Source organism: Novosphingobium sp. FKTRR1, from assembly GCF_020404405.1.
Lineage (GTDB): Bacteria > Pseudomonadota > Alphaproteobacteria > Sphingomonadales > Sphingomonadaceae > Novosphingobium.
Map to the genome: position 1 here is coordinate 64474 of NZ_JAIZDA010000002.1, position 23030 is coordinate 87503.

Here is a 23030-nt window from a genome sequence, read left to right on the forward strand (position 1 = left end):
TGTTTGGTTTCAACCGGCCACGTGCTTCGCCACGACACCTGCGCAGGCCATCAACGACGGTGGCGGGGACCGGTTGCCCGCAACCGCGGCCGACCCAGCCGACATTCTGGTCACCGCGAACAAGCGCCCCGAGCGCAAACAGGACGTGCCCATGTCGGTGTGGGCACTGTCGGCGCAGCAGCTTGAGCGCGCGCAAGTGCGCGACTTTGACGACCTTGTGCGGGCAGAGCCGTCGCTGACAATCACCAAGACCACCCAGCCGGGCAACAACAGCATCAACATCAGGGGCGTGGGGACGTACGCTTTCTCGATCGCGACCCGCTCCAGCGTCTCGGTGATTGTCGACGACGTGCCACAGGCGTTTCAGGCGCAAGCTTTCCGCGAACTTGCTGACGTCAGCGCGATCGAAGTGCTGCGAGGCCCGCAGAGCACCTTGTTCGGCACTTCGGCGACCGCCGGTGTCATCGCGATCACGACCGCCTCGCCGACCACGACGCTGTCCGCAGGCAGCCGCTTGGGCCTGACGACCGATGCGGAATGGCGGGCAAGCGCCTTCGTCTCGGGACCGCTCGCGCCCGATGTGCTGTTCCGCATATCGGTCAGCGGCAACGACTACCGGGGCAACTTGTACAACGTCTACACAAGGCACTGGGTCAACGGTCAATCCGGTGTCGATGGACGCGCCAAGCTCGTCTGGAATGCCTCCGACACATTCACCATCACCGCTGCGGCGCATCACGACCGATCGCATTCGAGCTGCTGCACCGCGGCCTTTCAGGCGCTGTCGCCGGGGGTCAGGTTCGGCACCTTCGGCGGGGTGCGCGTTCCCCAGAGCGCAATCCTGAACGGCATCACACCGGGCGCCGACAATCGCCGGATTTCGGCCGATATCGATCCGCAAGGCGATGCCACGGAAAACGGTGCAAGCCTGAAGGCCGAATGGACGCGCGCGGGCTACACGCTCACCGCGATCAGCGGCTTGGCCGACTATCGGCTCGATGACCTTCAGGATACCGATGGAACCGCGTTCGACTGGGGACCAGACGGAGCCAACGTCGCCGGTGCAATCGCTGGCGGATCGGCCAATGGCGGCTGGTTCAAGGTTCGCGCGACAACGCAGGAACTGCGGCTCACCTCACTAGGCACGGCACGCTTGCGCTTCGTCGCGGGCCTGTTCCATGGCCAAACCCGCGCGCAGCGCTCGTTCGTCCGGGGCAGCAATTCGCTGGGGCAATATGGATCGCTGACGAGCGTGCCGCCGACCACATCGGCCTATTCCAGCTACGTCGCGCAGGCGCTGGATACCAATTACGCCCTGTTTGCAAATTCGACGTTCGACCTTGCCAAACGGTACGCCATCGTTGCCGGGCTTCGGCTCAACCGTGACACCATCAGCTACCGCCTGACCGATCGCTTTGCCGGCGTCAGCTACGGCGTTCCCGGCTGTTCGACCGTCACACCGAGCGGCTTGAGGGTATCGACCTGCAACACGTTCGATGCATTGTCCGGTCGTTTGGCCCTCGAGTACCGACCATCACCCGCTGTCATGATCTTCGCCGGCTATGACCGCGGCTACAAGGGCGCGGCATACGACCTCACCAGCACCTACACCACGCGCACGTTGGTCACCCAGCCCGGCCCGTACAAGGGCTATCCGATCGCCGACGTCGTCGCGGCAAGGCAACCGGTCCGTCCCGAAACCGTCGATGCGCTCCAGTTCGGCTGGAAAAGCAGGATCTTCGACCGCCTGATCTGGAACGTGACGCTGTACACCGAGACGTTCCACGACTTTCAGGCGCAAAGCCGCGACGAGCTAACCCGGCAGAACATCCTCAACAGCATCGCCCGCGTGACGACCAAGGGCGCCGAGATGGAATTCGCGGCCGACCTGGCGCCCGCTTTCACCTTGCAGGCTTGGGGCACCTATAACGATGCCCGCATCCGGATATTCCCCGATGCGCCGTGCTTTTCCAACCAGACGGCCGCGCTCGGCTGCATTGCTGGTCAGCAGGATCTGGCGGGCAAGCGTCTGCCGAATGCGCCCCGATGGAAGTTCAGCCTGAGCGCGACGCACGACGAGCGCATCGCCGACGATCTTGCCCTCACCCTGATCGCGAACTGGGTTTGGCAATCACCGATCGTCGAAAGCCTGCTGCAGGATCCGAATTCGGTCCAACCCGCCTATGGCCTGCTCGGGCTCGGCATCGACCTGCACAGCGCGCGCAAGAGCCTGCGCATCTATTGCTCCAACCTGCTTGACCAAAGCTACGCCCTGAACCGGGGCCGCGACGGGAACTGGAACATCAACCCCTACGGCGCTGCGGCAGGGCCGCTCAGCGATGCGACGAAGTGGACGCCGGGCCGCGACAGCAGCCGCTATGTCAGGGCCGAGTTCGCCTTGCGCTTCTGAACCGGCACTTGACGCCCTTAGGTGGCGTGGACAAATTCCGCGTGGCCTCATGGAAGGTGTCCACGCAGCCCAGCGCTTAAAGGTCGATGATCCCGCGTTTGGCCGCCGTCGTCACCGCGTGGGTCCGGTCGCTGACGTTGAGCTTGGCGAAGATGCTCTTGATGTTCGACTTGACCGTTTCTTCCGCGACGCCGAGCTTCCACGCCACCTGCTTGTTGGCATGGCCGCCCGCAATCATCCGCAACACCTCGATCTCGCGCGGGGTAAGCGGGTCTTCGATCGCATGGAGTGCGATTTCCTGCGCCACCTCGGGATGCAGGTGCCGTTGGCCGCGATGAACCGCGCGGATGGCGTTGAGCAATTCACGCCGCAAGCTGCTCTTCAGCAGGAAACCCACTGCCCCGGCGCGCATCGCGGCCAGCGCCTTGGCATCCCCTGAATACGTCGTCAGGATGATGATGCGCGCCTCTGGATGGCGCGCCCTGATCGCTTCGACCGCCTCGACCCCGTTCATCTCGGGCATGCGCAGATCCATCAGCACCACGTCGGGGCGCAAGGTATCGAACAGGCTTACCGCGTCGATGCCGGTGGCAGCCTCGCCCACGACGACCATGTCTGCCTGCACACCGATCACCGCCGCCACGCCTTCGCGCAGGATCGGGTGATCGTCGGCGATCAGGATGCGGATCGGGCCTGCGCTTTCAGCGAACATGCGAAACCAGCCCCTTGGCAGACCGAAACCAGCGGCTTTCCCGCCATACCCTCGCCATGACCAAGGTTACCACGCGCACGATGCCAATGGTAGCCACTCGAAATCGGGCCCCATTATACCCCCATCCGGGTGTTCCGCCCAAGGCCGCCCCGGACCATTGTCATCCGGCATTTTCAGGGGGCCGAGACATGACCGACAACCCACCGCCAGGCCTGACGGGCACGATCGTTCGTCGGGAATTCCTGGCGGCAGGCACGCTGGCAGCGATGGCCACTGCCCTGCCGAGCGCAGCACTTTCGCACGCCACATCACCTTCAGGAGACCGCACGATGGGCACGATCACGACCAAGGACGGCACCGAGATCTTCTATAAGGACTGGGGGCCCAAGGACGCCCAGCCGATCGTGTTCCACCACGGCTGGCCGCTGAGCGCGGACGACTGGGACAACCAGATGATGTTCTTCGCGCTGCAGGGCTTTCGCGTCGTCGCGCATGACCGGCGCGGGCATGGCCGTTCGACCCAGACCGCCACCGGCAACGAGATGGACACGTATGCCGCCGATGTGGCGGCGCTGGTCGAACACCTTGACCTGCGGGGCGCGGTCCACGTCGGCCATTCGACCGGCGGCGGCGAAGTGGCGCACTATGCCGCCCGCGCCCGGCCAGGCCGCGTCGCCAAGGCGGTGCTGATCGGGGCCGTGCCGCCGATCATGCTCAAGACCGCGGCCAATCCGGGGGGCCTGCCGATCGAAGTGTTCGACGGCTTTCGCACGGCGCTCGTCGCCAATCGCGCGCAGTTCTTCCTCGACGTGCCGAGCGGCCCGTTCTTCGGCTTCAACCGGCCCGGCGCCAAAGTCAGCCAAGGCCTGATCGAGAACTGGTGGCGCCAGGGCATGATGGGCGGCGCCAAGGCGCACTACGACTGCATCAAGGCCTTTTCGGAAACCGACTTCACCGAAGACCTGAAGGCCATCGATGTACCGGTGCTGATCATGCACGGCGAGGACGACCAGATCGTGCCGATCGCCGATTCCGCGCATCTGGCCATCAAGCTGGTCAGGAAGGGTACGCTCAAGACCTACCCCGGCCTGCCCCACGGCATGGCCTCGACCCATCCGGACATCATCAACCGCGACCTGCTCGCGTTCATCAAGGCGTGATGGCGACGATGACCTACACCAGCCGCAACGACCTGTCCGACCACATCCGCAAGCAAGCCTCTGCCCTGCTGCAGGCGCGCCTGTCCGATGCGCTAGACCTTGAGGCGCAGGCCAAGCAGGCCCACTGGAACGTCAAGGGGCCGCACTTCCTGCAGTTGCACGAGCTGTTCGACCGCGTTCACGACGAGATCGAGCAGTTCGTCGACCTGCTGGCCGAGCGTATCACGGCGCTTGGCCATATTGCCGATGGCCGGGTGACGACCACCGCCAGCGCGACCACGCTCTATGGCTATCCGCTGGAAGCACAAGGCGGCGCGGCGCATTGTCAGGCGCTCGCCGCCAGCCTCGGCGCGTTCGGCAAGCTTGTGCGCGCGGCGATCGATCAGGCGGACTCCATCGGCGATGCCGATACCGCCGACTTGTTCACGCAGCTTTCGCGCGAAACCGACAAGCAGTTGTGGTTCGTCGAAGCCCACCTGCAAGCACACTGACCCCCCATTTATTGACGCCCCATTTGTTGACGAGGAGAGATCCCATGTCCTTCCGATCCCAGAAACTGATCAATGCCGACGATACCCTGTTCATCTTCATCGATCACCAGCCGCAGATGGCCTTTGGCGTCACCAGCATCGACCGCCAGTTGCTGAAGAACAACACCGTGGCGCTGGCCAAGGCCGCCAAGCTGTTCGGCGTGCCGACGATCCTGACCGCCGTCGAAACCGAATCCTTTTCCGGCTACATCTGGCCCGAACTGCTCGACGTGGTGCAGCAAAAGCCGATCGAGCGCACATCGATGAACAGTTGGGATTCCGACGAACTGGTCGCCACCGTCAAGGCGAGCGGCAAGAAGAAACTGGTGCTCGCCGCGCTGTGGACCGAAGCCTGCCTGCTGTTCCCCACTTTGTGCGCGATCGAGGAAGGGTTCGAGATCTATATCGTCACCGATGCGTCGGGAGGCACCTCGCCAGAGGCGCACGATGCAGCAGTGCGGCGCATGGAACAGGCGGGCGCACATTCGCTGACCACGATCAATGCCTTGCTCGAACTGCAGCGCGACTGGGCCCACCGCGATACGTACAACGGTGTCATGGACATCGTGCGCGAACATCTGGGCGCTTACGGCATGGGCGTCGATTACGCCTATACCATGGTGCACAAGGCGCCGCAGCGTGGCGCATTCCCGCACGAAGCGCCGCACCCCGCCGGGCATTGATCCGATCAGCTCCGTGCACCCTTGAGCCGGGGGTGGACGGGGCTCTGCCCGTTCCCGGCCGGGAAGACCTCCTGCCCATGAAACCCTACCTCATCGCGCTGGGTGTCGGTCTGCTGGTCGGCGGCATCTACAGCCTGCTGGGCGTGCGATCCCCCGCACCCCCCGCTATCGCATTGCTCGGTCTGCTTGGCATGTTGCTGGGCGAACAGGCGGTGCCCATCGCGAAGCGGATCGTTTCAGGGCAGGAGGTCGTTGGCTTCTGGCGCCAGACGTGTGCCGAGCGTGTTACCGGCGTGGCGGCCAAGGCGCCGGACAAGCCGCGATGAACCCGACCCGCCGCGCCGCGTTGACAGGTGTGGCCAGCGCGGCGGCATTTGCCGTCTTGCCAAGGCGCGGCTCTGCCACGACCGATCGAAGGACATATCCGATGAGCGACGAACTTGTGATCGTGAATGCCCGGATCACCACGCTCGACCGCGAGAACCCCGTCGCGCAGGCGGTGGCGATCCGTGACGGCCGGTTTCTGGTTGTCGGCAACGAAGCAGAGGCCCGCGCCGCAGCGCCGCAGGCGCCGGTCATCGATGCCAACGGTCGGCGCATGATCCCCGGCCTGATCGACAGCCACATGCACGTGATCCGCGGTGGGTTGAACTTCAACATGGAACTGCGCTGGGATGGCGTGCCCTCGCTGGCCGACGCCATGGCCATGCTCAAGGCGCAGGTCGACCGCACGCCCGCGCCGCAGTGGGTGCGCGTGGTCGGCGGCTTCACCGAGCATCAGTTTGCCGAAAAGCGCCTGCCGACCTTGGCCGAATTGAATGCCGTCGCGCCCGATACGCCGGTGTTCATCCTCCACTTGTATGATCGCGCTTTGCTCAACGCCGCCGCATTGCGCGTGGTCGGCTATGGCAAGGACACGCCCGACCCGCCCGGTGGCGAGATCGTGCGCGATGCAGCGGGCAACCCCACCGGCCTGCTGCTGGCACAGCCCAACGCCACGATCCTGTACAGCACGCTGGCCAAGGGCCCGAAGCTGCCCGAGGATTACCAGATCAACTCCACCCGCCATTTCATGCGCGAGATCAACGGCCTTGGCGTGACCAGCGTGATCGATGCGGGCGGCGGCTTCCAGAACTATCCGGATGATTACCGCGTGATCGAAAAGCTGCATGAGGACCGTCAGTTGACCGTGCGCATCAGCTACAACCTGTTCACGCAAAAGCCGAAGGAGGAACTCGCCGACTTTGCCGGATGGGTGAAGCAGGTCAGCCCCGGACAGGGCGACGATACCTATCGCCACAACGGCGCGGGCGAAATGCTGGTCTATTCGGCGGCGGACTTCGAGGATTTCCGTGTGGCCCGGCCCGACATGCCGCCATCGATGGAAGGCGACCTTGAACCGGTCATCCGCCTGCTGGCCGAACACCGCTGGCCTTGGCGCTTGCACGCCACCTATGACCAGACGATCGACCGCGCGCTCGATGTCTATGAGAAGGTCAACCGCGACATCCCGCTGCAGGGGATCAACTGGTTCTTCGACCATGCCGAGACGATCAGCGAGCGCAACATCGACCGCATCGCCGCGCTGGGTGGAGGCATCGCGATCCAGCATCGCATGGCCTATCAGGGCGAATACTTCGTCGAACGCTATGGCCACCGCGCGGCCGAACGCACCCCGCCCATCGCCCGGATGATCGCCGCCGGGATACCGGTCGGCGCGGGCACCGACGCCACGCGGGTGGCAAGCTACAACCCGTGGGTTTCGCTGTCGTGGCTGGTCACCGGCCGGACTGTCGGCGGCCTGTCGCTTTACCCGGGCGCAAATCGCGTCAGCCGTGAAAAGGCGCTGGCCCTGTGGACCCACGAGAACACCTGGTTCTCCAGTGAAACCGGCAAGAAGGGACGGATCAAGGCGGGCCAACTAGCCGATCTGGCGCTGCTGTCGGCCGATTATTTCACCGTGCCCGAGCACGATATCGTGCATATTCGCGCGGTTTTGACCCTGCTGGGCGGGCGCGTTGTGCATGGCGATGGCGATTATCGCCCGCTCGCGCCCGAACTGCCCGCCCCCATGCCCGACTGGTCGCCGGTCCGTCGCTTTGGCGGGTATCATCAAGACCCACAGGCGACCGCCCGGCTTGCCGCCGCCTGTGGCTGCGCCTCGGCCTGCGCGGTGCACGGCCACGATCATGCGGCGGCGCTTGGCAGCGCGCCGGTGGCAAGCGACGTCCAGACGTTCTGGGGCGCGTTGGGCTGCGGATGCTGGGCGGTATGAGCGGGACTGGAGCCACCGAGCGCGAACCGCGCCTGATCCACGCCGTGCTCGACTGGCCGCCAACGTGGTTCATCGCGCGCCTGCTGCTGGTGGGAGCCTATCTTGTCGGGGCGCTGGCCAAGCTGTCCGACTGGCCCGCCGCCGTGGCCGAACAGGCACATTTCGGCATGAGCCCGCCTGCGCTGTGGGCTGCGATCACGATTGCGGTCGAACTGATCGGGCCGCTGCTGATCCTTGCCGGGCGCTTCGTCTGGCTTGGCGCGGGAATGCTCGGGGTGTTCACGTTCCTTGCGGCGTTTCTCGCCAACGATTTCTGGACGATGGCGGGTCAGGAGCGATTTGCTGCTACAAATGCGTTCTTCGAACACATCGGTCTTGTCGGCGGGTTCGTGCTCGCCGCGCTGGTGGCAGAGCACGCCCGCCGCGAAGGGCGTTTGTGACCATTCCGACGCAGCGGAGCGACATGCCCATGGCCCAGCCCGTTCTCGCCAACCCGGCACCGGCGCCGCTGGTGTGGCTGCTGTTGCTGCTGTCGGCCACCACCGGCATGGTCGATGCGGCCAGCATCCTTGGCATGGGCAAGGTGTTTACCGCGAACATGACCGGCAATGTCGTGTTTCTCGGCTTTGCCGCTGCCGGTACACCCGGCTTCGTGCCCCTGCCCTATCTGCTGGCGCTGGGCGCATTCATGCTTGGCGCGGTTACTGCGGGCCGGATCGGTCGTGCCTCGCGACTGCGCAAGCTGCACCATCAACTGATGGTCGCGGCCGTGATCGAAAGCGGATTGCTCGCGCTGGCCGGGTTGTTTGCGCTGTCGACCGCCTTCTCTGCGGGCGAGGCCGAGGCCCGCGTGTTGCCGATGATCGCCTTGACCGCCGGTGCCATGGGATTTCGCAACGCGACCGTCCGGCAGTTGAAGGTGCCCGACCTCACCACCACCGTGCTGACCCTGACGATCACCGGCATCGCCGCCGATGCGCACAGGGCAGAAGGGGCGGCGCCGGTCATGCGGACGCGATTGGGCGCCGTGGCGATGGTTCTGGCCGGTGCGACATTTGGCGCGGTCCTGTTCGCCAGGTTCGGCATGGCTGCGACGTTGTTCACTACTGCCGCCATCGTTCTGCTGGGCACGCTGGCCTTTGCCAGGCATCCGCACATCATCGCATGGCAGCGGTGATGATCCGGTGATGACCTGCCTTCGACGCATAACGGCAAGGGCCGCGGGCATAGCGCTACTGGGCCTTGTGTTCGCTCAGCCAGCTTCCGCCCAGTCCATCGCCCGCACCAACCAGCGCTATGACGAGGATTGGACGGCGCTTTCGGGCAAAGCCGATACCGGTTGGCAGAGGCTGAAGTTCCTGCCGCTCGATTCCGCCGGAGATGCCAGCATCACGCTCGGGATCGAAGCGCGGGCCCGCTACGAAGGCTTCGAGAACCCTGGCTGGGGTGCGACTCCCGACGATGGCTACCTGTGGCTGCGGTTGATGCCGCTTGCCGACGTCCATGTCGGGCCCGCGCGCGTGTTCGTCCAGCCGATCGCGGGCTATGCGCGCGGAGTGGCTGGCGGCAATGGCCCGGCCGACCAGACCGGCATCGACCTGCTGCAGGGCTTTGGCGAATGGCGGTTTGCACTGGGCAAGGAAAGCGCGCTGACCGTGCGCGGGGGGCGTGAATTGGTGGCGCTCGGGTCCGAACGTCTGGTCGGCTTGCGCTATGGCCCCAACATTCCGCAGGCCTTCGATGGCGCACGCGCCACCATCACGCACAAGGCGCTGAAGGTCGATCTGCTGCACCTGCGCCCGGTGCAGGTCGGACAACGGGATTTCGACGATCGCACATCCGACACCCGGCAACTCGATGCCATTTATGCCACCTGGTCGACCGCCCGGAATGTCGCTTTCGACGCCTACGTACTGGATTACCGCAACAGCGCTGCGCGCTTCGGTGGCGCTGCCGGGGTTGAACGGCGCAGCACGCTGGGCGTTCGCGCATTCGGCAGGGAGGGCAGATTCGCCTGGAACTGGGAGGCCATGGTGCAGCGCGGGCATTTCGCCGGGCAGCGCATCCGGGCATGGTCGCTGGCCACGGAAACCTCGGTCGCGTTTCCCGCAGCGCGCCTCAAGCCCCGCCTGCGGCTGCGCGCCAACTATGCCAGCGGCGACCGCAAGGCGGGTGACGGCACGCTGGGGACGTTCAACGCGATGTTCCCCAAGGGCAAGTACTTCGGCGAACTTTCCCCGATCGGCCCGCGCAACATCATCAACCTGCATCCGGGGCTCGATATATCGCTGGGCAAGAGCGTGAGTGTGGAGATCGCCGGGGTGGCCTTCTGGCGGGCCGCGCTGGCAGACGGGGTCTATGACGTACCCGGACAGGAAATCCGCAGCGCCGGTGGCAGCACGGCCCGGCACATCGGCGATCAGGTCGAATTGAGCGCAAGCTGGAAGGCAAGCGACACGCTATCGTTTGCTGCATCGCTGTCGCTGTTCCGGGCCGGAGCCTTCCTGCGCGAAACCGGTGCAGCCCGCCCCATCCACATGGCGGGGCTCGAAACCATGCTGAAGTTCTGAGCCAGCCGGCCGACGCTTGCTCACGAGATGCGGAATCTGTCCACGCCGTCTAATACATCCCGTCGCGCAGGAAGCCCGCCATCCGCGCCTCGGCTTGGCGGTCGGCGAGGCCCTGCGCCTCAAGCCAGCCGTCGTTGAAATAGGTCGAGGCATAGCGCTCGCCGCCATCACACAAGATGGTGACGATCGAGCCGGATTGTCCGCACGCCGCCAGTTCTACGGCAAGCCGCGCCACGGCAACCAGATTGGTGCCGGTCGATCCGCCCACACGGCGCCCCAGATGCACCGAAAGCGCGCGCGCGGCGGCAATCGATGCGGCATCCTCGACCACTTCCATCCGGTCGATCACGGTGGGCACGAAGCTGGGCTCGACGCGGGGACGGCCGATGCCCTCGACGCGGCAGGGCACGCCGCTGGCCGTGGTGACGGCCGGGTTGGTCCAATGGCGGTGGAACACCGATCCGGCCGGATCGGCCACGCAGATGCGCGTTGCGTGGCAGTGATAGCGCACATACCGGCCCAACGTGGCCGACGTGCCGCCGGTACCCGCGCCGGTCACGATCCAGGTGGGTATGGGCGTCGGTTCGCGCGCCATCTGGGCAAAGATGCTTTCGGCGATGTTGTTGTTGCCGCGCCAGTCTGTCGCCCGCTCGGCATAGGTGAACTGGTCCATGTAATGGCCGCCCAGGTCCTCCGCCAGCCGGGCCGCCTCGCCATAGACTTGTCCGCCATCAGCGACCTTGTGACACCGCCCACCGAGCGCCTCGATGGCCGCGATCTTCTCGCAAGCGGTACTGGCAGGCACCACGGCGACGAAGGGCAGGCCCAGCATACGTGCGAAATAGGCTTCTGACACGGCGGTGGAGCCCGAGGATGCCTCGACGATGGTCATGCCTTGCGCAATCCAGCCGTTGCACAGCGCATAAAGGAACAGCGAGCGGGCCAAGCGGTGCTTGAGACTGCCGGTGGGGTGGCTGCTTTCGTCCTTGAGATAGATGGCGATCGCAGCCAGCGCGGGCAACGACAGCGGGATCAGGTGCGTGTCGGCGCTGCGGTTGTAATCCGCCTCGATCCGACCGATCGCCCAGTTCAGCCAGTCCCGGTTCTCGGTCATTGCGCGACAGTCCTCGTCTGTTGAAAGTCCGGTACGATTGCCGCCAATCGCGGAGACAGGCCATTCCGGGCAAACAGATAAACGTCAAAACCGGTGCTGCCAGCCCCCAGTCGGCACAAACCGACCCAACGCGGGCCACCGATCCGCAAGGTGCCCCCCAAGGGGGTGATTTTCAGGACTGTTTGGTGCGGTCGAGAAGACTCGAACTTCCACGGGCTTTCGCCCACAACGACCTCAACGTTGCGCGTCTACCAGTTCCGCCACGACCGCAAATCGTACGGGCTGCGCACCGCTTGGTGGCGACCCGTCGGGGTAGGAGCGGGCCCCTAGCAAAGGACTAATGACAGCGCAACCGTCTGGACTCGTTTTTTCGCGGGATCTACGCCGCGTGCAGGCAAGTCACTCGGGCTTCCAGCCGATTTCGGCAAAGCGCGCGCTGGTCGGAACGTCGGTGACCGCCTCGTTGATGGTCACGCTTTCACCCGGACGCAGCGTGTCCTTGGGCGGGTTGACGTTCCAAGTATAGACGACGCGGTCCTTGGCATCGCGCAGCACGATCAGGATCGGCGGCACGTCCTTCACGTTCTTGCCGACGTTGGTCACCGTTCCGCTCGCCCCGAAATAGGCGGTGCCATTGGGCAGCGTGCGCCGGTCCTGCCGATCGGCCGGGAACGACAGGACCAATTCGGGCTGGGTCGGCCCGAACGTGGGGCGCGCCACGGGCAGCCAGTCGGGCAGGCCCAGCCAGGCGACCAGGCCGATCAGCAGCGCGACCAGCACCGCAAAGCTGGCCGATGCGATCGTCCAGATCTTGAGCATGTTGCGGCGGGGGCGGAACGGCGGTTCATGCGCAAAGCTGGACCGATCCTCTTCGAACATGCCCGGCGCGGGTGTCGGGCGCGGTTGCTCTGCGCGAAACACCGGCACGACTGGTGGCGCTGGCGGGAGTGGCGCAGGCTCGGCAACAGGCGCAACGACCGGTACCTCTGTCGCCGGGGTCGCAGCAGCGGGTGCAGGTGCCGGTGGCGCTTCCGGTGGCGGCACGACAGGTGCCGAAACAGCAGAGCCTGCTGCACTGGCAGGGGCCGGATCAGGCCGGTTCGGCAATTCGGCGCCATACTGGAACCAGCTATGCCGACACTTGGCGCAACGAACGGTTCGCCCGTCCACGCCGATCGCATTGTCGGGAACGACATAGCGCGTGGAACATGCAGGGCAGGCGATGATCATGTATCGGCGTTAAACAGCGTGTGTCGCCATGAAACAATAGCCACGCAGGTGGAGAAGTGTCGGACCGCCCTTTTTTCCACATGCATTGATGCGTATAGCCCGACATGAAGCGCAAAACCGGGATTACCTGCCAGTTCCATGACTCTGCCGCCAGCATGAACCAGCCTGATCCCGAGATCGTGCATTTCGACAATGTCGGCCTGCGCTATGGCACCGACCGCGAGGTGTTGAGCGATGTCTCGTTCACGCTCTACCCGGGGCGGTTCTATTTCCTGACCGGCGCATCGGGTGCCGGCAAGACCAGTCTGCTCAAACTGCTGTACCTGTCGCAGCGACCATCGCGCGGACTTATCCGCATGTTCGGAACAGATGCCATCACCCTGCCGCGCGACCGGCTTCCCGGTTTCCGCCGCCGTCTTGGCGTGGTGTTTCAGGATTTCCGTCTCGTGCCGCACTTGTCGGCATTCGACAACGTGGCGCTGCCGTTGCGCGTGGCCGGGGTGAGCGAGCGCGATATCGCCCGTCCGGTTGCCGACATGCTCGACTGGGTGGGCCTTGGCGACCGGCGCCACGCCCGGCCCGCCACGCTTTCGGGCGGTGAGCAGCAGCGCGTGGCCATCGCCCGCGCGGTGATCGCCCGGCCCGACATCCTGATCGCGGACGAGCCGACCGGCAACGTCGATCCCGACATGGCGATCAAGCTGTTGCGCCTGTTCGAAAGCATGAACCGGCTGGGCACTACCGTGGTTGTCGCCACGCACGACCTGCATCTGATTTCGAGTATCCAGGATTCGCTGATCATGCGGCTGGACAAAGGGCGCCTGCACGATCCTACTGGCGCGCTGCGCTATCCTCCGCGGCGCAGCGGACCGGCAGGTCAGCCATGAACGCCCCCGCCGACGAACCCGCAACCAGGTGGCCCGCAACCAAGTGGCCCGCAACCAAGTGGATCACGCGTCTGCCGTTCGCCCGCACGCGTGAGGCCGATGCCCGGCTATTGCCGGTGGTCCAGTTTGCCGGGCCGATGCCCTGGGTGATCGCCATCATGATCGCGTTGACCGTGGTCGCCGCGGCCAGCGCGCTGGCCTTGCGCAATGCCGCGCAATCGGCGCGCAGCGAACTTGAGGGCGGCGTTACGGTGCAGATCGTCTTCGCCGAGCCCGACGCGCGCAACCGTCAGGCCGACGCGGCATTGGCAGCTCTGCAGCACGATGGCGCCGTGCGCTCGGCGCGACGCGTGGCGCAGGACGAATTGAACACGCTGGTCGAACCCTGGTTGGGGACGCGCGCGGGTGACGATCTGGATGCCCTGCCGATCCCGGCGCTGATCGACGTGCGACTGGATGGCACGGCAACGCCCGCCCGGCTCGCCGCGCTGCGCACCGCCTTGCAAAAGGTGGCGCCATCGGCCCGGATCGACGCGCAGGCGGCATGGCTGGTGCCGGTATTCCGGGCCATGGCCGCGCTGCAATGGCTGGCGGCAGGGCTGATCGCGCTGCTGGCTTCGGCCACGGTGTTTGCGGTGCTGCTGGCATCGCGCAATGCACTTGGCAACCACCGCGACACGATCGAGATCGTGCACATGCTGGGTGGCACCGATCACCAGATCGCGCGGGTCTTTCAACGCAGCATGGCGATCGACGCAGCGGCAGGCGGCGTGCTGGGGCTGCTTGCCGGACTGATCGCCATCGCCGCGCTGGGCAACCAGTTCGCCGCGCTGGGATCGGGAATGACCGCCGCTGCCGTGCTGGGCTGGAGCGACTGGCTGCTGATTGCCGGAATACCGGTTCTGGGCACCGTGCTTTCGGTGTTGACCGCAAGGCTCTCGGTCCTCGCCGCGCTGCGTCGCTTGCTGTAGACAGGTTGCGTGTTGTCAAAACCACCCGGCCTCTTTCGTCGCATCGCTTCGGCCATCTTGCTGGTCTGGGCGTTGGGATTCCTGTGGTTCGCGCTGGCTTTGCCGCACCCCGCAGGCACGATCAAGACCGATGCCGTGGTCGTGGTGACCGGGGCGGTTGGCCGTATTCCGCGCGCCATCGCCGTGCTGCGCGCGGGCGATTCGCACCGCCTGCTGGTGTCCGGTGTCGCCAGCGAAGTGCGACCGGCCGAATTTGCCGCTGAGTACCGCGTCGATCCCGCACTGATGGCGTGCTGCATCACGCTTGGCTACGAATCATTCGACACCCGCACCAACGGGCTGGAAGCGTCCCACTGGATCACGCGCAACCATGTCGGATCGGTGCGACTGGTGACGACCGACTGGCATATGCGCCGCGCGGCCTTCGACCTGACCGTGGCTGGCCCGCGGGGGCTGGTAATTGTGGAGGACGCGGTGCCCTCGCAGCCAAGTTTGAAGATCCTGTTCCTGGAATACCACAAGTTGCTAGCCCGGGTGATCGCATGGAGCCTGGGATGGAAACGATGAACCCGATGCTGGCCTCGCCGACGAGCGCGGCTGTGCCTGCGCCGATCGACCGCCCGCCGACAGTGCGCGAAGTGGTCGGCAGCCTGATGTTTTACGGCGCATTCTATCTGGGTTCGATCGTGTTCGTGCTGGCAGGCTGCGTGGTGCTGCCGTTCCGCACGCATGCATTGCAGGCCGTGGCCAAGGGCTGGAGCCGCTGGCACGCCGGATGCTGCCGCGCCCTGCTGGGCATCCGAATCGAGCAAGGCCAGCTCCCCGCCCGCTCGGACGTGCTTTATGCGATCCGGCACGAATCGTTCTTCGAGGCGATCGACCTGCCCGCACGTTTTTCCCGCCCGGTCATCTTCGCCAAGGAGGAATTGTTGCGCATTCCCCTGTGGGGAGTGGTGGCGCGCCGCTTCGGCCTGATCGGTGTGGACCGCAGCGCTGGCGCCAGCGCGCTGAGGTCGATGGTGCGGCAGGCGCGTGAGCGTGCCAAGGGCCGACCGCTGATCATCTTTCCCGAAGGTACCCGCGTGCGCCATGATCGCCCTGCCCCGTTGCAGGCCGGGTTTGCCGGGCTTTACAAGCTGCTGGGCCTGCCGGTGGTTCCGGTTTCGGTGCACAGCGGCGCGCTTTACCACCGTCGCTGGAAGCGGGCCGGAACGATCCGCTATGTCGCCGGGCCGGAGATCCCCCCCGGCCTGCCCCGCGCCGAACTTGAAGCGCGTGTGCTGGCCGTCATCGCCCCGCAAGCATGACAAACCGGCACCACGCTGGCCACCCTCACCCGCATGGCACGGACCCCGACGAACCGGTGCAGGGCGACCGCTCGTTGCTGGCGGTGCTCGGCCCCGGTCTGGTCACGGGCGCGGCCGATGACGACCCCAGCGGAATCGGCACTTATAGTCAGGTCGGCGCTCAATTCGGCTATTCACTGGCCTGGGCGATGCTGTTCGGCTTCCCGCTGCTCGCTTCGATTCAGGCGATCTGCGCGCGCATCGGCGCCACCACCGGGCGGGGCATCGCGCACAATCTGAAGCGGCACTACAGCCCGTGGGTGCTGCGCATGGTCGTCGCGCTGCTGGTGGTCGCCAATGTCATCAACATCGGTGCTGACCTTGGCGCGATGGCGGCGGCATTGCACTTGTTGATCCCGGTGCCGATCGCGGCCTTCACCGTCGTGTTCGCCCTGGTCAGCATCGCCGCCGAAGTGCTGCTGCCCTACAATCGCTATGCCAACGTGCTCAAATGGACCACGCTTTCGCTGTTCGCCTATCCGCTGGTGTTGTTCGTGGCGCATGTGCCCTGGCCCGAAGTGGCCCGCGGGGTACTGTTGCCCAGCTTCAGCTTCGACCACGATCACGCCATGGGTCTGGTCGCGATGTTCGGCACGACGATCAGCCCCTACCTGTTTTTCTGGCAATCGGGGCAGGAAGTCGAAGAGCAGCGCCGCCGCCACACCAAGCCGCTGCACGTCAGCCCGCGTCGGTACGTGACCAGCGAATTGCGCCGCATCCGCACCGACACGCTGGTCGGCATGGGCATATCCAACCTGACCGCGCAGGCCATCGTCATCGCTACGGCGGCAACGCTGCACGTCCACGGCATCACCCAGATCACCTCAGCCGATCAGGCGGCCAGTGCGCTGCGCCCGGTGGCCGGGGACTTTGCCTTTGCCCTGTTCGCGCTGGGCATCATCGGCACCGGCCTGCTGGCCGTGCCGGTGCTGGCCGGCTCTGCCGCCTACGTCATCAGCGAGGCATTCGGCTGGACCGAGGGCCTTGACCGGCCAGCACGCGAGGCCCGCGCGTTCTATGGCACGATCGCGCTGGCCACGCTGGGCGGGCTGTTGATCAATTTCATGCCGATCGACCCGATGACGGCGCTCTACTGGTCGGCAGTGGTCAACGGCCTGCTGGCCCCGCCGGTGATGGTGGTGACGATGCTGATCGCGCGGAACAAGGCCATCATGGGCAACCTTGTCATCGGCCGGGGCCTGATGATCGGCGGCTGGCTGTCGACCGCCGTGATGGCGGCCGTAGCGCTGCTGTTCCTGTTCGCCTGACCGCGCGGAAAGGCCTCAGGCAGGCTTGTCCGCGCCGGCGTGATCGCTGCGCCCGAAGTCGGGCCGCGCATCATCCTGACCCATCGCGATGATCCCCCGGCGGATAGCGCGGGTGCGGGTGAAGTGATCGAACAGCGTCTCGCCATCGCCCTTGCGGATCGCTTTTTGCAATTCGGTCAGGTCTTCGGTGAAGCGCTGGAGCATTTCCAGCACGGCCTCCCGGTTGGACAGGAACACATCGCGCCACATCGTCGGATCTGACGCGGCGATGCGGGTAAAATCGCGGAACCCGCCTGCCGAGAACTTGATCACTTCGCTCTGGGTCACTTGTTCAAGGTCGGAGGCAGTGCCGACGATAGTGTAGGCGATCAGGTGCGGCAGATGGCTGGTCACCGCCAGCACGCGGTCGTGGTGCTCGGCATCCATCGTCTCGACCCGGGCACCAAGCGCTTCCCAAAAGCCGACAAGCCGCGCCAACGCCGCCGGATCGACTCCCTCTGGTGGGGTAACGATACACCAGCGGTTGCGGAACAGCGTGGCAAAGCCTGCATCCGGCCCGCTTTGCTCGGTACCCGCGACCGGGTGCGCCGGGATCACCACATGGTCGGGCAGCGCTTCGGCCAGTGCGCGCGCAACGCTTGCCTTGCTGGACCCGACGTCGGTGACGATCGCGCCTGCCGGAAGGTCTCCGGCCAAGGCCGTCGCGGCGGCACCCATCGCCCCCACCGGCACGCACAGCACCAGCAGATCAGCCGCGCGCACCGCATCGCCCGCCGTTTCGGCGACGGTATCGACCAGCCCGATAGCGCGCGCGCGAGCGCGCACCTGGGGATCGGCATCGAAGCCAGTGGTCACCGCATCGGGCAAACAGGCGGCGATCGCGCGCGCCACCGACCCGCCGAGCAGGCCCAGGCCGATCACCGCGATGCGAGAGAACGGAGCGGTCATCGCGCCGTCTCAACCATCTGGCCCAGCGCGAGGGCGATTTCGTCCATTTGCGCCTGCGTGCCGATGGTGATCCGCACACCATGTGGCAGCCCTTGGCCGGGCAACCAGCGGGTGATGTATCCGCGTTCGGCCAGCCCATGATAGGCCGCCTCACCCGTCAGCGCTCCTTCGAACAGGACCAGCACGAAGTTGGCTTCCGACGGAACCGGCCGTACGCCGCGGTTGCCCAACTGGCGCAGCGCCGCGACAAAGTTTTCGCGCACGGCCGTGTTGTGATCGCGTGAATGCGTGACGAAAGCCTGGTCATTGATAGCCGCCAAGGCCGTCGCCTGTGCGCTGTTGCTCAGGTTGAAAGGGCCGCGCAAGCGATTGAGTACCTCGATCAGCTCGGGCGCTCCGGTGCCCCAGCCCACCCGTTCGCCCGCGAGGCCATAGGCCTTGGAAAAAGTCCGCGTTACCAGCACGTTCGCGTGCTTTGCCGCGAGTTCCAGAGCACCGTCATCGTCTTCGGGCGCGACATATTCGGCATAGGCCTGATCGATGACCAGCAGCACGTCCTGCGGCAGACCGGCGTGCAGCCGGGCAAGTTCTGATCGTGGCGTGTAGCGGCCCGTCGGGTTGTTGGGGTTTGCCACGAAGACAACTTTGGTGCGTTTGTTGACGAGCCCGAGCAAGGCGTCGACATCGGTGCCATAGTCGGCATCGGGTGCTGTGACCGGCGTCGCCCCGCAGCGCCGCGCCGCGATATCGTACAGCGAAAAGCCATAGCGCACGTACAGCACTTCGTCGCCCGGACCGGCAAAGGCACTGGCCGAGACGGTCAACAGCTCGCCCGATCCGGTGCCGCACACGATCCGGGCCGGTTCGATCCCGTGCACGGCGCCGATCGCGGCGCGCAAGGCGGTGCTGTCGGGATCGGGATACAAGGCGGGAACCACCGCATGGCTGCGGGCGGCAAGGGCTGCCGGGCTGGTGCCCAGCGGATTTTCGTTTGCCGACAGCTTGATCAACGGACGCCCGTCCGCCCCGACAGACTTGCCCGGCACATAAGCATGGATCGCCTGAATCCAGGGCTTGGGCGTGGGGCGGTCAGCGACGCTGCTGGTGGAGGCGGGTACGTTGCGATCAGTCATGGTGCGCGCGCCTTAGCCGGGTTGTGCGGCCGTGGAAACACCGTCTTGCGGACACAAAAAAGGGCCGGAAGCGGGCTAGCGCTTCCGGCCTCAGTCCGTTCGCAGGAGGAACGTGGTCTGGCGGGTGGGGTGAGAGGGAGAGGATCAGCCCCGCCCCGCCAAGCTCGGGTATTCTTAGTAGTTGTAGGCGCGTTCGCCGTGTTCGGTGATGTCGAGGCCTTCGCGCTCGGCTTCTTCGGTCGGACGCAGACCGATGGTCTTGTCGATGGCGAAGAGCAGAACCGCAGTGACCACACCCGACCACACCAGCGTGATGCCGACCGCTTCAAGCTGCGTCTGCAACTGGACGATCGTATCCCAGGCACCAGCCTTGGACGGGAATACGGTGTAGTCGATCCAGCCCTGACCGCCGAGCGCCGGGTCGGCAACAATGCCGGTGGCGATGGCGCCGGTGATGCCACCGATGCAGTGCACGCCGAACACGTCGAGCGTATCGTCATACTTCAGCTTGTTCTTCACCGTGGTGACGAAGAAGAAGCACAGCGGCGAAACGATCAGGCCCAGCACGATCGAGGTCATCGGCGCACCGTAACCCGAAGCAGGGGTGATCGCGACGAGACCGGCGACGGCACCCGATGCAGCACCGAGCATCGAAGGCTTGCCATGCACGATCTGTTCGATGATCGCCCAGCTGACCGCAGCGGCGCACGTGGCGAGCATGGTGTTGACGAAGGCAACCGCGGCAACGCCGTTGGCTTCAAGGTTGGAACCGGCGTTGAAGCCGAACCAGCCCACCCACAGCAGCGAGGCGCCGATCATGGTCATGGTCAGCGAGTGCGGCGGGGTGGCGTCCTTGCCGAAGCCGACGCGCTTGCCGATGATCAGGCAGCCGACGAGGCCAGCGATACCGGCGTTGATGTGCACCACGGTGCCACCAGCGAAGTCCAGCGCGCCCTTGCCATACAGGAAGCCGGCGTCCGCCGTGTTCGACGACAGGAAGTCCGGGCCAGCCCAGTACCACACCATGTGCGCGATCGGGTAGTACGCGAACGTCGACCACAGCACGGTGAAGATGATCAGCGGGGTGAACTTGATGCGTTCCGCGAACGAGCCGATGAACAGCGCCGGGGTAATCATGGCGAAGGTCATCTGGAACACGAAGTAGCTGAGTTCGGGGATGTAGACGTTGTTCGAGAACGTCGCCGAATACGTCCCGCTGGTCACGCCGGCCAGCAGCGCCTTCGAGAAGCCGCCGATGAACGGCGAGCCGCCAGTGAAGGCCAGCGAATAGCCGTACGTGGCCCACAGCAGGCCCGTGACCGACACGATCATGAACACCTGCATCAGCACGCTGAGCATGTTCTTGGTGCGCACAAGGCCGCCGTAGAACAGCGCGAGGCCCGGCACGCTCATCATGAGCACGAGGACCGACGATACCAGCATCCAGGTGGTATCGCCCTTGTTGACCATGGTTGCCTGCGCGGCAACGTCGGGCGCCTTGACCAGCGCGGCCTGGGCGAAAGCGGTCGAAGCGGCACCGAGCGTCAGCCCCAGCCCCGCAACACCACCGATCATCTTTCGGATCATTTGGGTTCCCTTCATGTCGGAAGTCACAGCCTGACGATCACAGCGCGGTATCGCCGGTTTCGCCGGTGCGGATACGGGTGGCGGACGCAAGATCGAGAACGAAGATCTTGCCGTCGCCGATCGCTTCGGTGCTGGCGGTCTGCTGGATGGTTTCGATGATCTGCGGCGCAAGGTCATCGCTTGCGGCGATCTCGATCTTCACCTTGGGCAGCATGTTCGTGGTGTATTCGGCGCCGCGATAGATTTCGGTCTGACCTTTCTGTCGACCAAAACCCTTCACTTCCGACACCGTCATCCCGGCAACGCCCAGAGCCGACAGCGCTTCACGCACTTCGTCGAGCTTGAACGGCTTGATGATGGCGATGATGAATTTCATTCATGCCCCCTTTCACGACCATTTCCCACCGGACGACCCGCCGGGCTTAAATGATCAATGCAAAGTACATGCCATATTCGTATTGCACCGAAATCCGTGGTTAACCGGAACAAAAGACTCGCAAGCAAAGGGATTTGCGCTCGAATCTTGTGCAGGTTTCTCGAATTGCCTATTTTTTAGGCAGAAGAAGTGCTCGCCGGTGCGCCATGTCGTGCGCCATTCAGGACGAGCCGCGCCCACACCGGCAGGTGATCGGATGCCTGTCTTGCCAGTGCGCTGTCGTGCACTCCGCAACCGGCCACGCCCCAACCATCGCTCACCACGATCCGGTCGAGCATGCCCAACGGGCGGCGCGCGGGAAAGCTGCGGCCCGGCGCCAGAACATGGTAATGCGGCGCAAACGCCGCGAGCGCACCACCGCGCGCCGACCATTCGTTCAGGTCTCCCATTAGCACGCCCGGCAGCGGCTCCTGCCCTTCGGTCATATGCGAACAGATCGTCCGCACTTGCTGGCGGCGCCTAAGCCCCGACAGGTCAAGATGCATGCCCGCCACACGCCAACGGTACCCGGCGTGCGCCAGTGTGGCGCAGACCGCACCCCGTGGCTCCAGCGTGGGCAGGTGCGGGGTGCTGACCCCTTCGACCGTGATCGAGCGGCGGACTAGCAGGACATTGCCGTGCCAGCCCAGGCTTTGCGGGCGATGGCGCGGCGCGACTGGCACCCACGGACTGCGGTCTGCCAGCAACGCGGACGAGAGCACCGCCGCCCGTGCTCCGAAGCGGCGATCGGCTTCCTGCAAGGCGATGATGTCAGCATCCAGTTCGTGAAGGACCGCAAGGATGCGCTCGGGATCGCGCCGCCGGTCGGCCCCCACACCCTTGTGGATGTTATAGCTGGCGAAAGTCAGGTCCAGCGACGCTGCCGATACAGCGCCACCCGCGCCGATCAGAGGAAATCCTTCAAAGTGGCGATGAAGCGATCGAACTGGTCATGATGCAACCAGTGGCCGGCATCGGCGAATTCGATCACTTTGGCGGTGTTGAAATGCTTGATCTGACCGTCGCGCTCGGGGTTGCCTGCCCACGAATCCGCACCATTGAGCAACAGCGTTGGGCAGGTGATCGAGCCCCACAACTCGTGCTTGCGCTCGCTGGAAATGTCATAGGGGTGGTCGATGTGGACGTACGGATCGAACTTCCAGGTGAACGTCCCATCCTCGTTGCGATTGATGCCGTGCGTGGTCAGATGCCGCGCCTGCACGTCGGTGAGATAGGGGTTTTCCGACTTCATGCGCGCATAGGCATCCTGCAAGGTCGGGTAGCGGCGCGGCAGGCGGCCTGCGGCCTTGCGCTTGTCGGCGATGTAATCGCGGATGCGGCGGCCGAACGGCACGTCCTTCATCCGCAATTCCCATTCGGGCGTCGGGAAAATGCCCTCGATCGCCACAAGCTTGCGCACATCTTCGGGAAACAGTCCGGCATAGCGCAGCGAGGCATTGGCTCCCCACGAATGCGAGACGATGGTCACCGGCGCAAGGTTGAGCTGATGCACCAGCTGCGCGATGTCATAGACCAGATCCATGGTGCGGTAGTTGCCGTCCGACACCCACTCGCTGTCGCCATGGCCGCGATGATCAAGCGCGATGACGTGCCAGTCATCGCGCAGCGCTTCTGCCGTCCAGTCCCAACTGCGGCAATGGTCGCGCCCGCCGTGAACCAGCAGCAGCGGCGGTTTGTCGGCATTGCCCCAATCGACGTAGTGGAGCCGCAGCCGTTGCGAAGTGAAGGTGTTCGAAGTCGGGCCAAGCAAAGTCATGATGCTGTCCTGCC

23 protein-coding genes and 1 tRNA gene are annotated in these 23030 nt (G+C 65.2%); 14 read left to right on the forward strand and 10 right to left on the reverse strand.

The genetic code is table 11. The features are described from left to right. Positions 1-73: 73 nt before the first annotated feature. Positions 74-2410, forward strand: coding sequence for a TonB-dependent receptor (locus LDN95_RS02060; RefSeq protein WP_226015969.1), 2337 nt, complete (start codon positions 74-76; stop codon positions 2408-2410). Positions 2411-2486: 76 nt separating this feature from the next. On the opposite strand, the gene LDN95_RS02065 is transcribed toward LDN95_RS02060, so the two are convergent. Beyond that, the gene (locus LDN95_RS02065) at positions 2487-3122 is read right to left on the reverse strand and encodes a response regulator transcription factor (RefSeq protein WP_226015970.1); all 636 of its coding nucleotides are present in this window, start codon (positions 3120-3122) and stop codon (positions 2487-2489) included. Between the two features lie 329 nt (positions 3123-3451). Here LDN95_RS02065 and LDN95_RS02070 point away from each other — a divergent pair, with 329 nt between their 5' ends. From LDN95_RS02070 to LDN95_RS02105, 8 genes are all read left to right on the forward strand, one after another. Continuing rightward, positions 3452-4282, forward strand: coding sequence for an alpha/beta fold hydrolase (locus LDN95_RS02070; RefSeq protein ID WP_226016284.1), 831 nt, complete (start codon positions 3452-3454; stop codon positions 4280-4282). 8 nt (positions 4283-4290) lie between these two features. Further along, entirely contained in the window at positions 4291-4773 is a 483-nt protein-coding gene (gene dps, locus LDN95_RS02075; RefSeq protein ID WP_226015971.1) for a DNA starvation/stationary phase protection protein Dps, read from the forward strand. Between the two features lie 44 nt (positions 4774-4817). After that, on the forward strand, positions 4818-5495 hold the full coding sequence (locus LDN95_RS02080; protein WP_226015972.1) for a hydrolase: 678 nt from the start codon (positions 4818-4820) through the stop codon (positions 5493-5495). A 77-nt stretch (positions 5496-5572) separates the two neighbouring features. Continuing rightward, positions 5573-5821, forward strand: coding sequence for a DUF1427 family protein (locus LDN95_RS02085; RefSeq protein WP_226015973.1), 249 nt, complete (start codon positions 5573-5575; stop codon positions 5819-5821). 101 nt (positions 5822-5922) lie between these two features. Beyond that, positions 5923-7770: an amidohydrolase gene (locus LDN95_RS02090; protein WP_226015974.1), complete on the forward strand. Its 1848-nt coding sequence runs from the start codon at positions 5923-5925 to the stop codon at positions 7768-7770. Continuing rightward, a complete protein-coding gene (locus LDN95_RS02095; RefSeq protein WP_226015975.1) occupies positions 7767-8210 on the forward strand; it encodes a DoxX family protein in 444 nt (147 codons plus the stop codon). Before LDN95_RS02090 ends, LDN95_RS02095 begins: the two co-directional genes overlap by 4 nt. Positions 8211-8239: 29 nt before the next feature. Beyond that, positions 8240-8947 carry a YoaK family protein gene (locus LDN95_RS02100; RefSeq protein WP_226015976.1) on the forward strand — a complete coding sequence of 236 codons (708 nt, stop codon included), beginning with the start codon at positions 8240-8242 and terminating at the stop codon, positions 8945-8947. Between the two features lie 67 nt (positions 8948-9014). Then, positions 9015-10340 (forward strand): alginate export family protein, encoded by a 1326-nt coding sequence (locus LDN95_RS02105; RefSeq protein WP_226015977.1) that lies wholly within the window; start codon positions 9015-9017, stop codon positions 10338-10340. A gap of 49 nt (positions 10341-10389) precedes the next feature. On the opposite strand, the gene LDN95_RS02110 is transcribed toward LDN95_RS02105, so the two are convergent. From LDN95_RS02110 to LDN95_RS02120, 3 genes are all read right to left on the reverse strand, one after another. After that, positions 10390-11454 carry a PLP-dependent cysteine synthase family protein gene (locus LDN95_RS02110; protein WP_226015978.1) on the reverse strand — a complete coding sequence of 355 codons (1065 nt, stop codon included), beginning with the start codon at positions 11452-11454 and terminating at the stop codon, positions 10390-10392. A 183-nt stretch (positions 11455-11637) separates the two neighbouring features. Next, a tRNA-Leu gene (locus tag LDN95_RS02115) sits at positions 11638-11724 on the reverse strand. 129 nt (positions 11725-11853) lie between these two features. Next, on the reverse strand, positions 11854-12684 hold the full coding sequence (locus LDN95_RS02120; RefSeq protein WP_226015979.1) for an MJ0042-type zinc finger domain-containing protein: 831 nt from the start codon (positions 12682-12684) through the stop codon (positions 11854-11856). Between the two features lie 155 nt (positions 12685-12839). Here LDN95_RS02120 and ftsE point away from each other — a divergent pair, with 155 nt between their 5' ends. Genes ftsE through LDN95_RS02145 form a run of 5 tightly spaced genes read left to right on the forward strand, consistent with a single transcriptional unit; the run spans position 12840 to position 17156 of the window. Further along, positions 12840-13571, forward strand: a complete 732-nt coding sequence (gene ftsE, locus LDN95_RS02125) for a cell division ATP-binding protein FtsE (protein WP_226016285.1) — start codon at positions 12840-12842, stop codon at positions 13569-13571. Further along, a complete protein-coding gene (locus tag LDN95_RS02130; protein WP_370631635.1) occupies positions 13568-14542 on the forward strand; it encodes a cell division protein FtsX in 975 nt (324 codons plus the stop codon). Before ftsE ends, LDN95_RS02130 begins: the two co-directional genes overlap by 4 nt. A 12-nt stretch (positions 14543-14554) precedes the next feature. Then, entirely contained in the window at positions 14555-15109 is a 555-nt protein-coding gene (locus LDN95_RS02135) for a YdcF family protein (RefSeq protein WP_226015980.1), read from the forward strand. Beyond that, complete coding sequence (locus LDN95_RS02140; RefSeq protein ID WP_226015981.1) at positions 15097-15849, forward strand: 1-acyl-sn-glycerol-3-phosphate acyltransferase; 753 nt, start codon at positions 15097-15099, stop codon at positions 15847-15849. The genes LDN95_RS02135 and LDN95_RS02140 overlap by 13 nt, the downstream gene beginning before the upstream one ends. Then, positions 15846-17156: an NRAMP family divalent metal transporter gene (locus LDN95_RS02145; RefSeq protein ID WP_226015982.1), complete on the forward strand. Its 1311-nt coding sequence runs from the start codon at positions 15846-15848 to the stop codon at positions 17154-17156. Before LDN95_RS02140 ends, LDN95_RS02145 begins: the two co-directional genes overlap by 4 nt. 15 nt (positions 17157-17171) lie before the next feature. On the opposite strand, the gene LDN95_RS02150 is transcribed toward LDN95_RS02145, so the two are convergent. The 6 genes from LDN95_RS02150 to LDN95_RS02175 all read right to left on the reverse strand — a co-directional run bounded on the left by LDN95_RS02150 (position 17172) and on the right by LDN95_RS02175 (position 23016). Further along, a complete protein-coding gene (locus tag LDN95_RS02150; RefSeq protein WP_226015983.1) occupies positions 17172-18104 on the reverse strand; it encodes a prephenate/arogenate dehydrogenase family protein in 933 nt (310 codons plus the stop codon). Continuing rightward, complete coding sequence (locus tag LDN95_RS02155; RefSeq protein WP_226015984.1) at positions 18101-19237, reverse strand: histidinol-phosphate transaminase; 1137 nt, start codon at positions 19235-19237, stop codon at positions 18101-18103. The genes LDN95_RS02150 and LDN95_RS02155 overlap by 4 nt, the downstream gene beginning before the upstream one ends. Positions 19238-19411: 174 nt before the next feature. Continuing rightward, positions 19412-20824 carry an ammonium transporter gene (locus LDN95_RS02160; protein ID WP_226015985.1) on the reverse strand — a complete coding sequence of 471 codons (1413 nt, stop codon included), beginning with the start codon at positions 20822-20824 and terminating at the stop codon, positions 19412-19414. A 37-nt stretch (positions 20825-20861) separates the two neighbouring features. Next, positions 20862-21200: a P-II family nitrogen regulator gene (locus LDN95_RS02165; protein ID WP_226015986.1), complete on the reverse strand. Its 339-nt coding sequence runs from the start codon at positions 21198-21200 to the stop codon at positions 20862-20864. Between the two features lie 176 nt (positions 21201-21376). Further along, positions 21377-22114, reverse strand: a complete 738-nt coding sequence (locus LDN95_RS02170) for an endonuclease/exonuclease/phosphatase family protein (RefSeq protein ID WP_226016287.1) — start codon at positions 22112-22114, stop codon at positions 21377-21379. A 32-nt stretch (positions 22115-22146) separates the two neighbouring features. Beyond that, on the reverse strand, positions 22147-23016 hold the full coding sequence (locus tag LDN95_RS02175) for an alpha/beta fold hydrolase (RefSeq protein WP_226015987.1): 870 nt from the start codon (positions 23014-23016) through the stop codon (positions 22147-22149). Between the last annotated feature and the right edge of the window lie 14 nt (positions 23017-23030).

What these genes read in the sequence shown, in the direction of transcription:
- LDN95_RS02065 (WP_226015970.1), bottom strand. Translation starts at nt 3,122, where the DNA reads ATGTTCGCTGAAAGCGCAGGCCCGATCCGCATCCTGATCGCCGACGAT.
- LDN95_RS02070 (WP_226016284.1), top strand. Translation starts at nt 3,452, where the DNA reads ATGGGCACGATCACGACCAAGGACGGCACCGAGATCTTCTATAAGGAC.
- dps (WP_226015971.1), top strand. Translation starts at nt 4,291, where the DNA reads ATGACCTACACCAGCCGCAACGACCTGTCCGACCACATCCGCAAGCAA.
- LDN95_RS02080 (WP_226015972.1), top strand. Translation starts at nt 4,818, where the DNA reads ATGTCCTTCCGATCCCAGAAACTGATCAATGCCGACGATACCCTGTTC.
- LDN95_RS02085 (WP_226015973.1), top strand. Translation starts at nt 5,573, where the DNA reads ATGAAACCCTACCTCATCGCGCTGGGTGTCGGTCTGCTGGTCGGCGGC.
- LDN95_RS02090 (WP_226015974.1), top strand. Translation starts at nt 5,923, where the DNA reads ATGAGCGACGAACTTGTGATCGTGAATGCCCGGATCACCACGCTCGAC.
- LDN95_RS02095 (WP_226015975.1), top strand. Translation starts at nt 7,767, where the DNA reads ATGAGCGGGACTGGAGCCACCGAGCGCGAACCGCGCCTGATCCACGCC.
- LDN95_RS02100 (WP_226015976.1), top strand. Translation starts at nt 8,240, where the DNA reads ATGGCCCAGCCCGTTCTCGCCAACCCGGCACCGGCGCCGCTGGTGTGG.
- LDN95_RS02110 (WP_226015978.1), bottom strand. Translation starts at nt 11,454, where the DNA reads ATGACCGAGAACCGGGACTGGCTGAACTGGGCGATCGGTCGGATCGAG.
- LDN95_RS02120 (WP_226015979.1), bottom strand. Translation starts at nt 12,684, where the DNA reads ATGATCATCGCCTGCCCTGCATGTTCCACGCGCTATGTCGTTCCCGAC.
- ftsE (WP_226016285.1), top strand. Translation starts at nt 12,840, where the DNA reads ATGAACCAGCCTGATCCCGAGATCGTGCATTTCGACAATGTCGGCCTG.
- LDN95_RS02130 (WP_370631635.1), top strand. Translation starts at nt 13,568, where the DNA reads ATGAACGCCCCCGCCGACGAACCCGCAACCAGGTGGCCCGCAACCAAG.
- LDN95_RS02140 (WP_226015981.1), top strand. Translation starts at nt 15,097, where the DNA reads ATGGAAACGATGAACCCGATGCTGGCCTCGCCGACGAGCGCGGCTGTG.
- LDN95_RS02145 (WP_226015982.1), top strand. Translation starts at nt 15,846, where the DNA reads ATGACAAACCGGCACCACGCTGGCCACCCTCACCCGCATGGCACGGAC.
- LDN95_RS02150 (WP_226015983.1), bottom strand. Translation starts at nt 18,104, where the DNA reads ATGACCGCTCCGTTCTCTCGCATCGCGGTGATCGGCCTGGGCCTGCTC.
- LDN95_RS02155 (WP_226015984.1), bottom strand. Translation starts at nt 19,237, where the DNA reads ATGACTGATCGCAACGTACCCGCCTCCACCAGCAGCGTCGCTGACCGC.
- LDN95_RS02160 (WP_226015985.1), bottom strand. Translation starts at nt 20,824, where the DNA reads ATGATCCGAAAGATGATCGGTGGTGTTGCGGGGCTGGGGCTGACGCTC.
- LDN95_RS02165 (WP_226015986.1), bottom strand. Translation starts at nt 21,200, where the DNA reads ATGAAATTCATCATCGCCATCATCAAGCCGTTCAAGCTCGACGAAGTG.
- LDN95_RS02175 (WP_226015987.1), bottom strand. Translation starts at nt 23,016, where the DNA reads ATGACTTTGCTTGGCCCGACTTCGAACACCTTCACTTCGCAACGGCTG.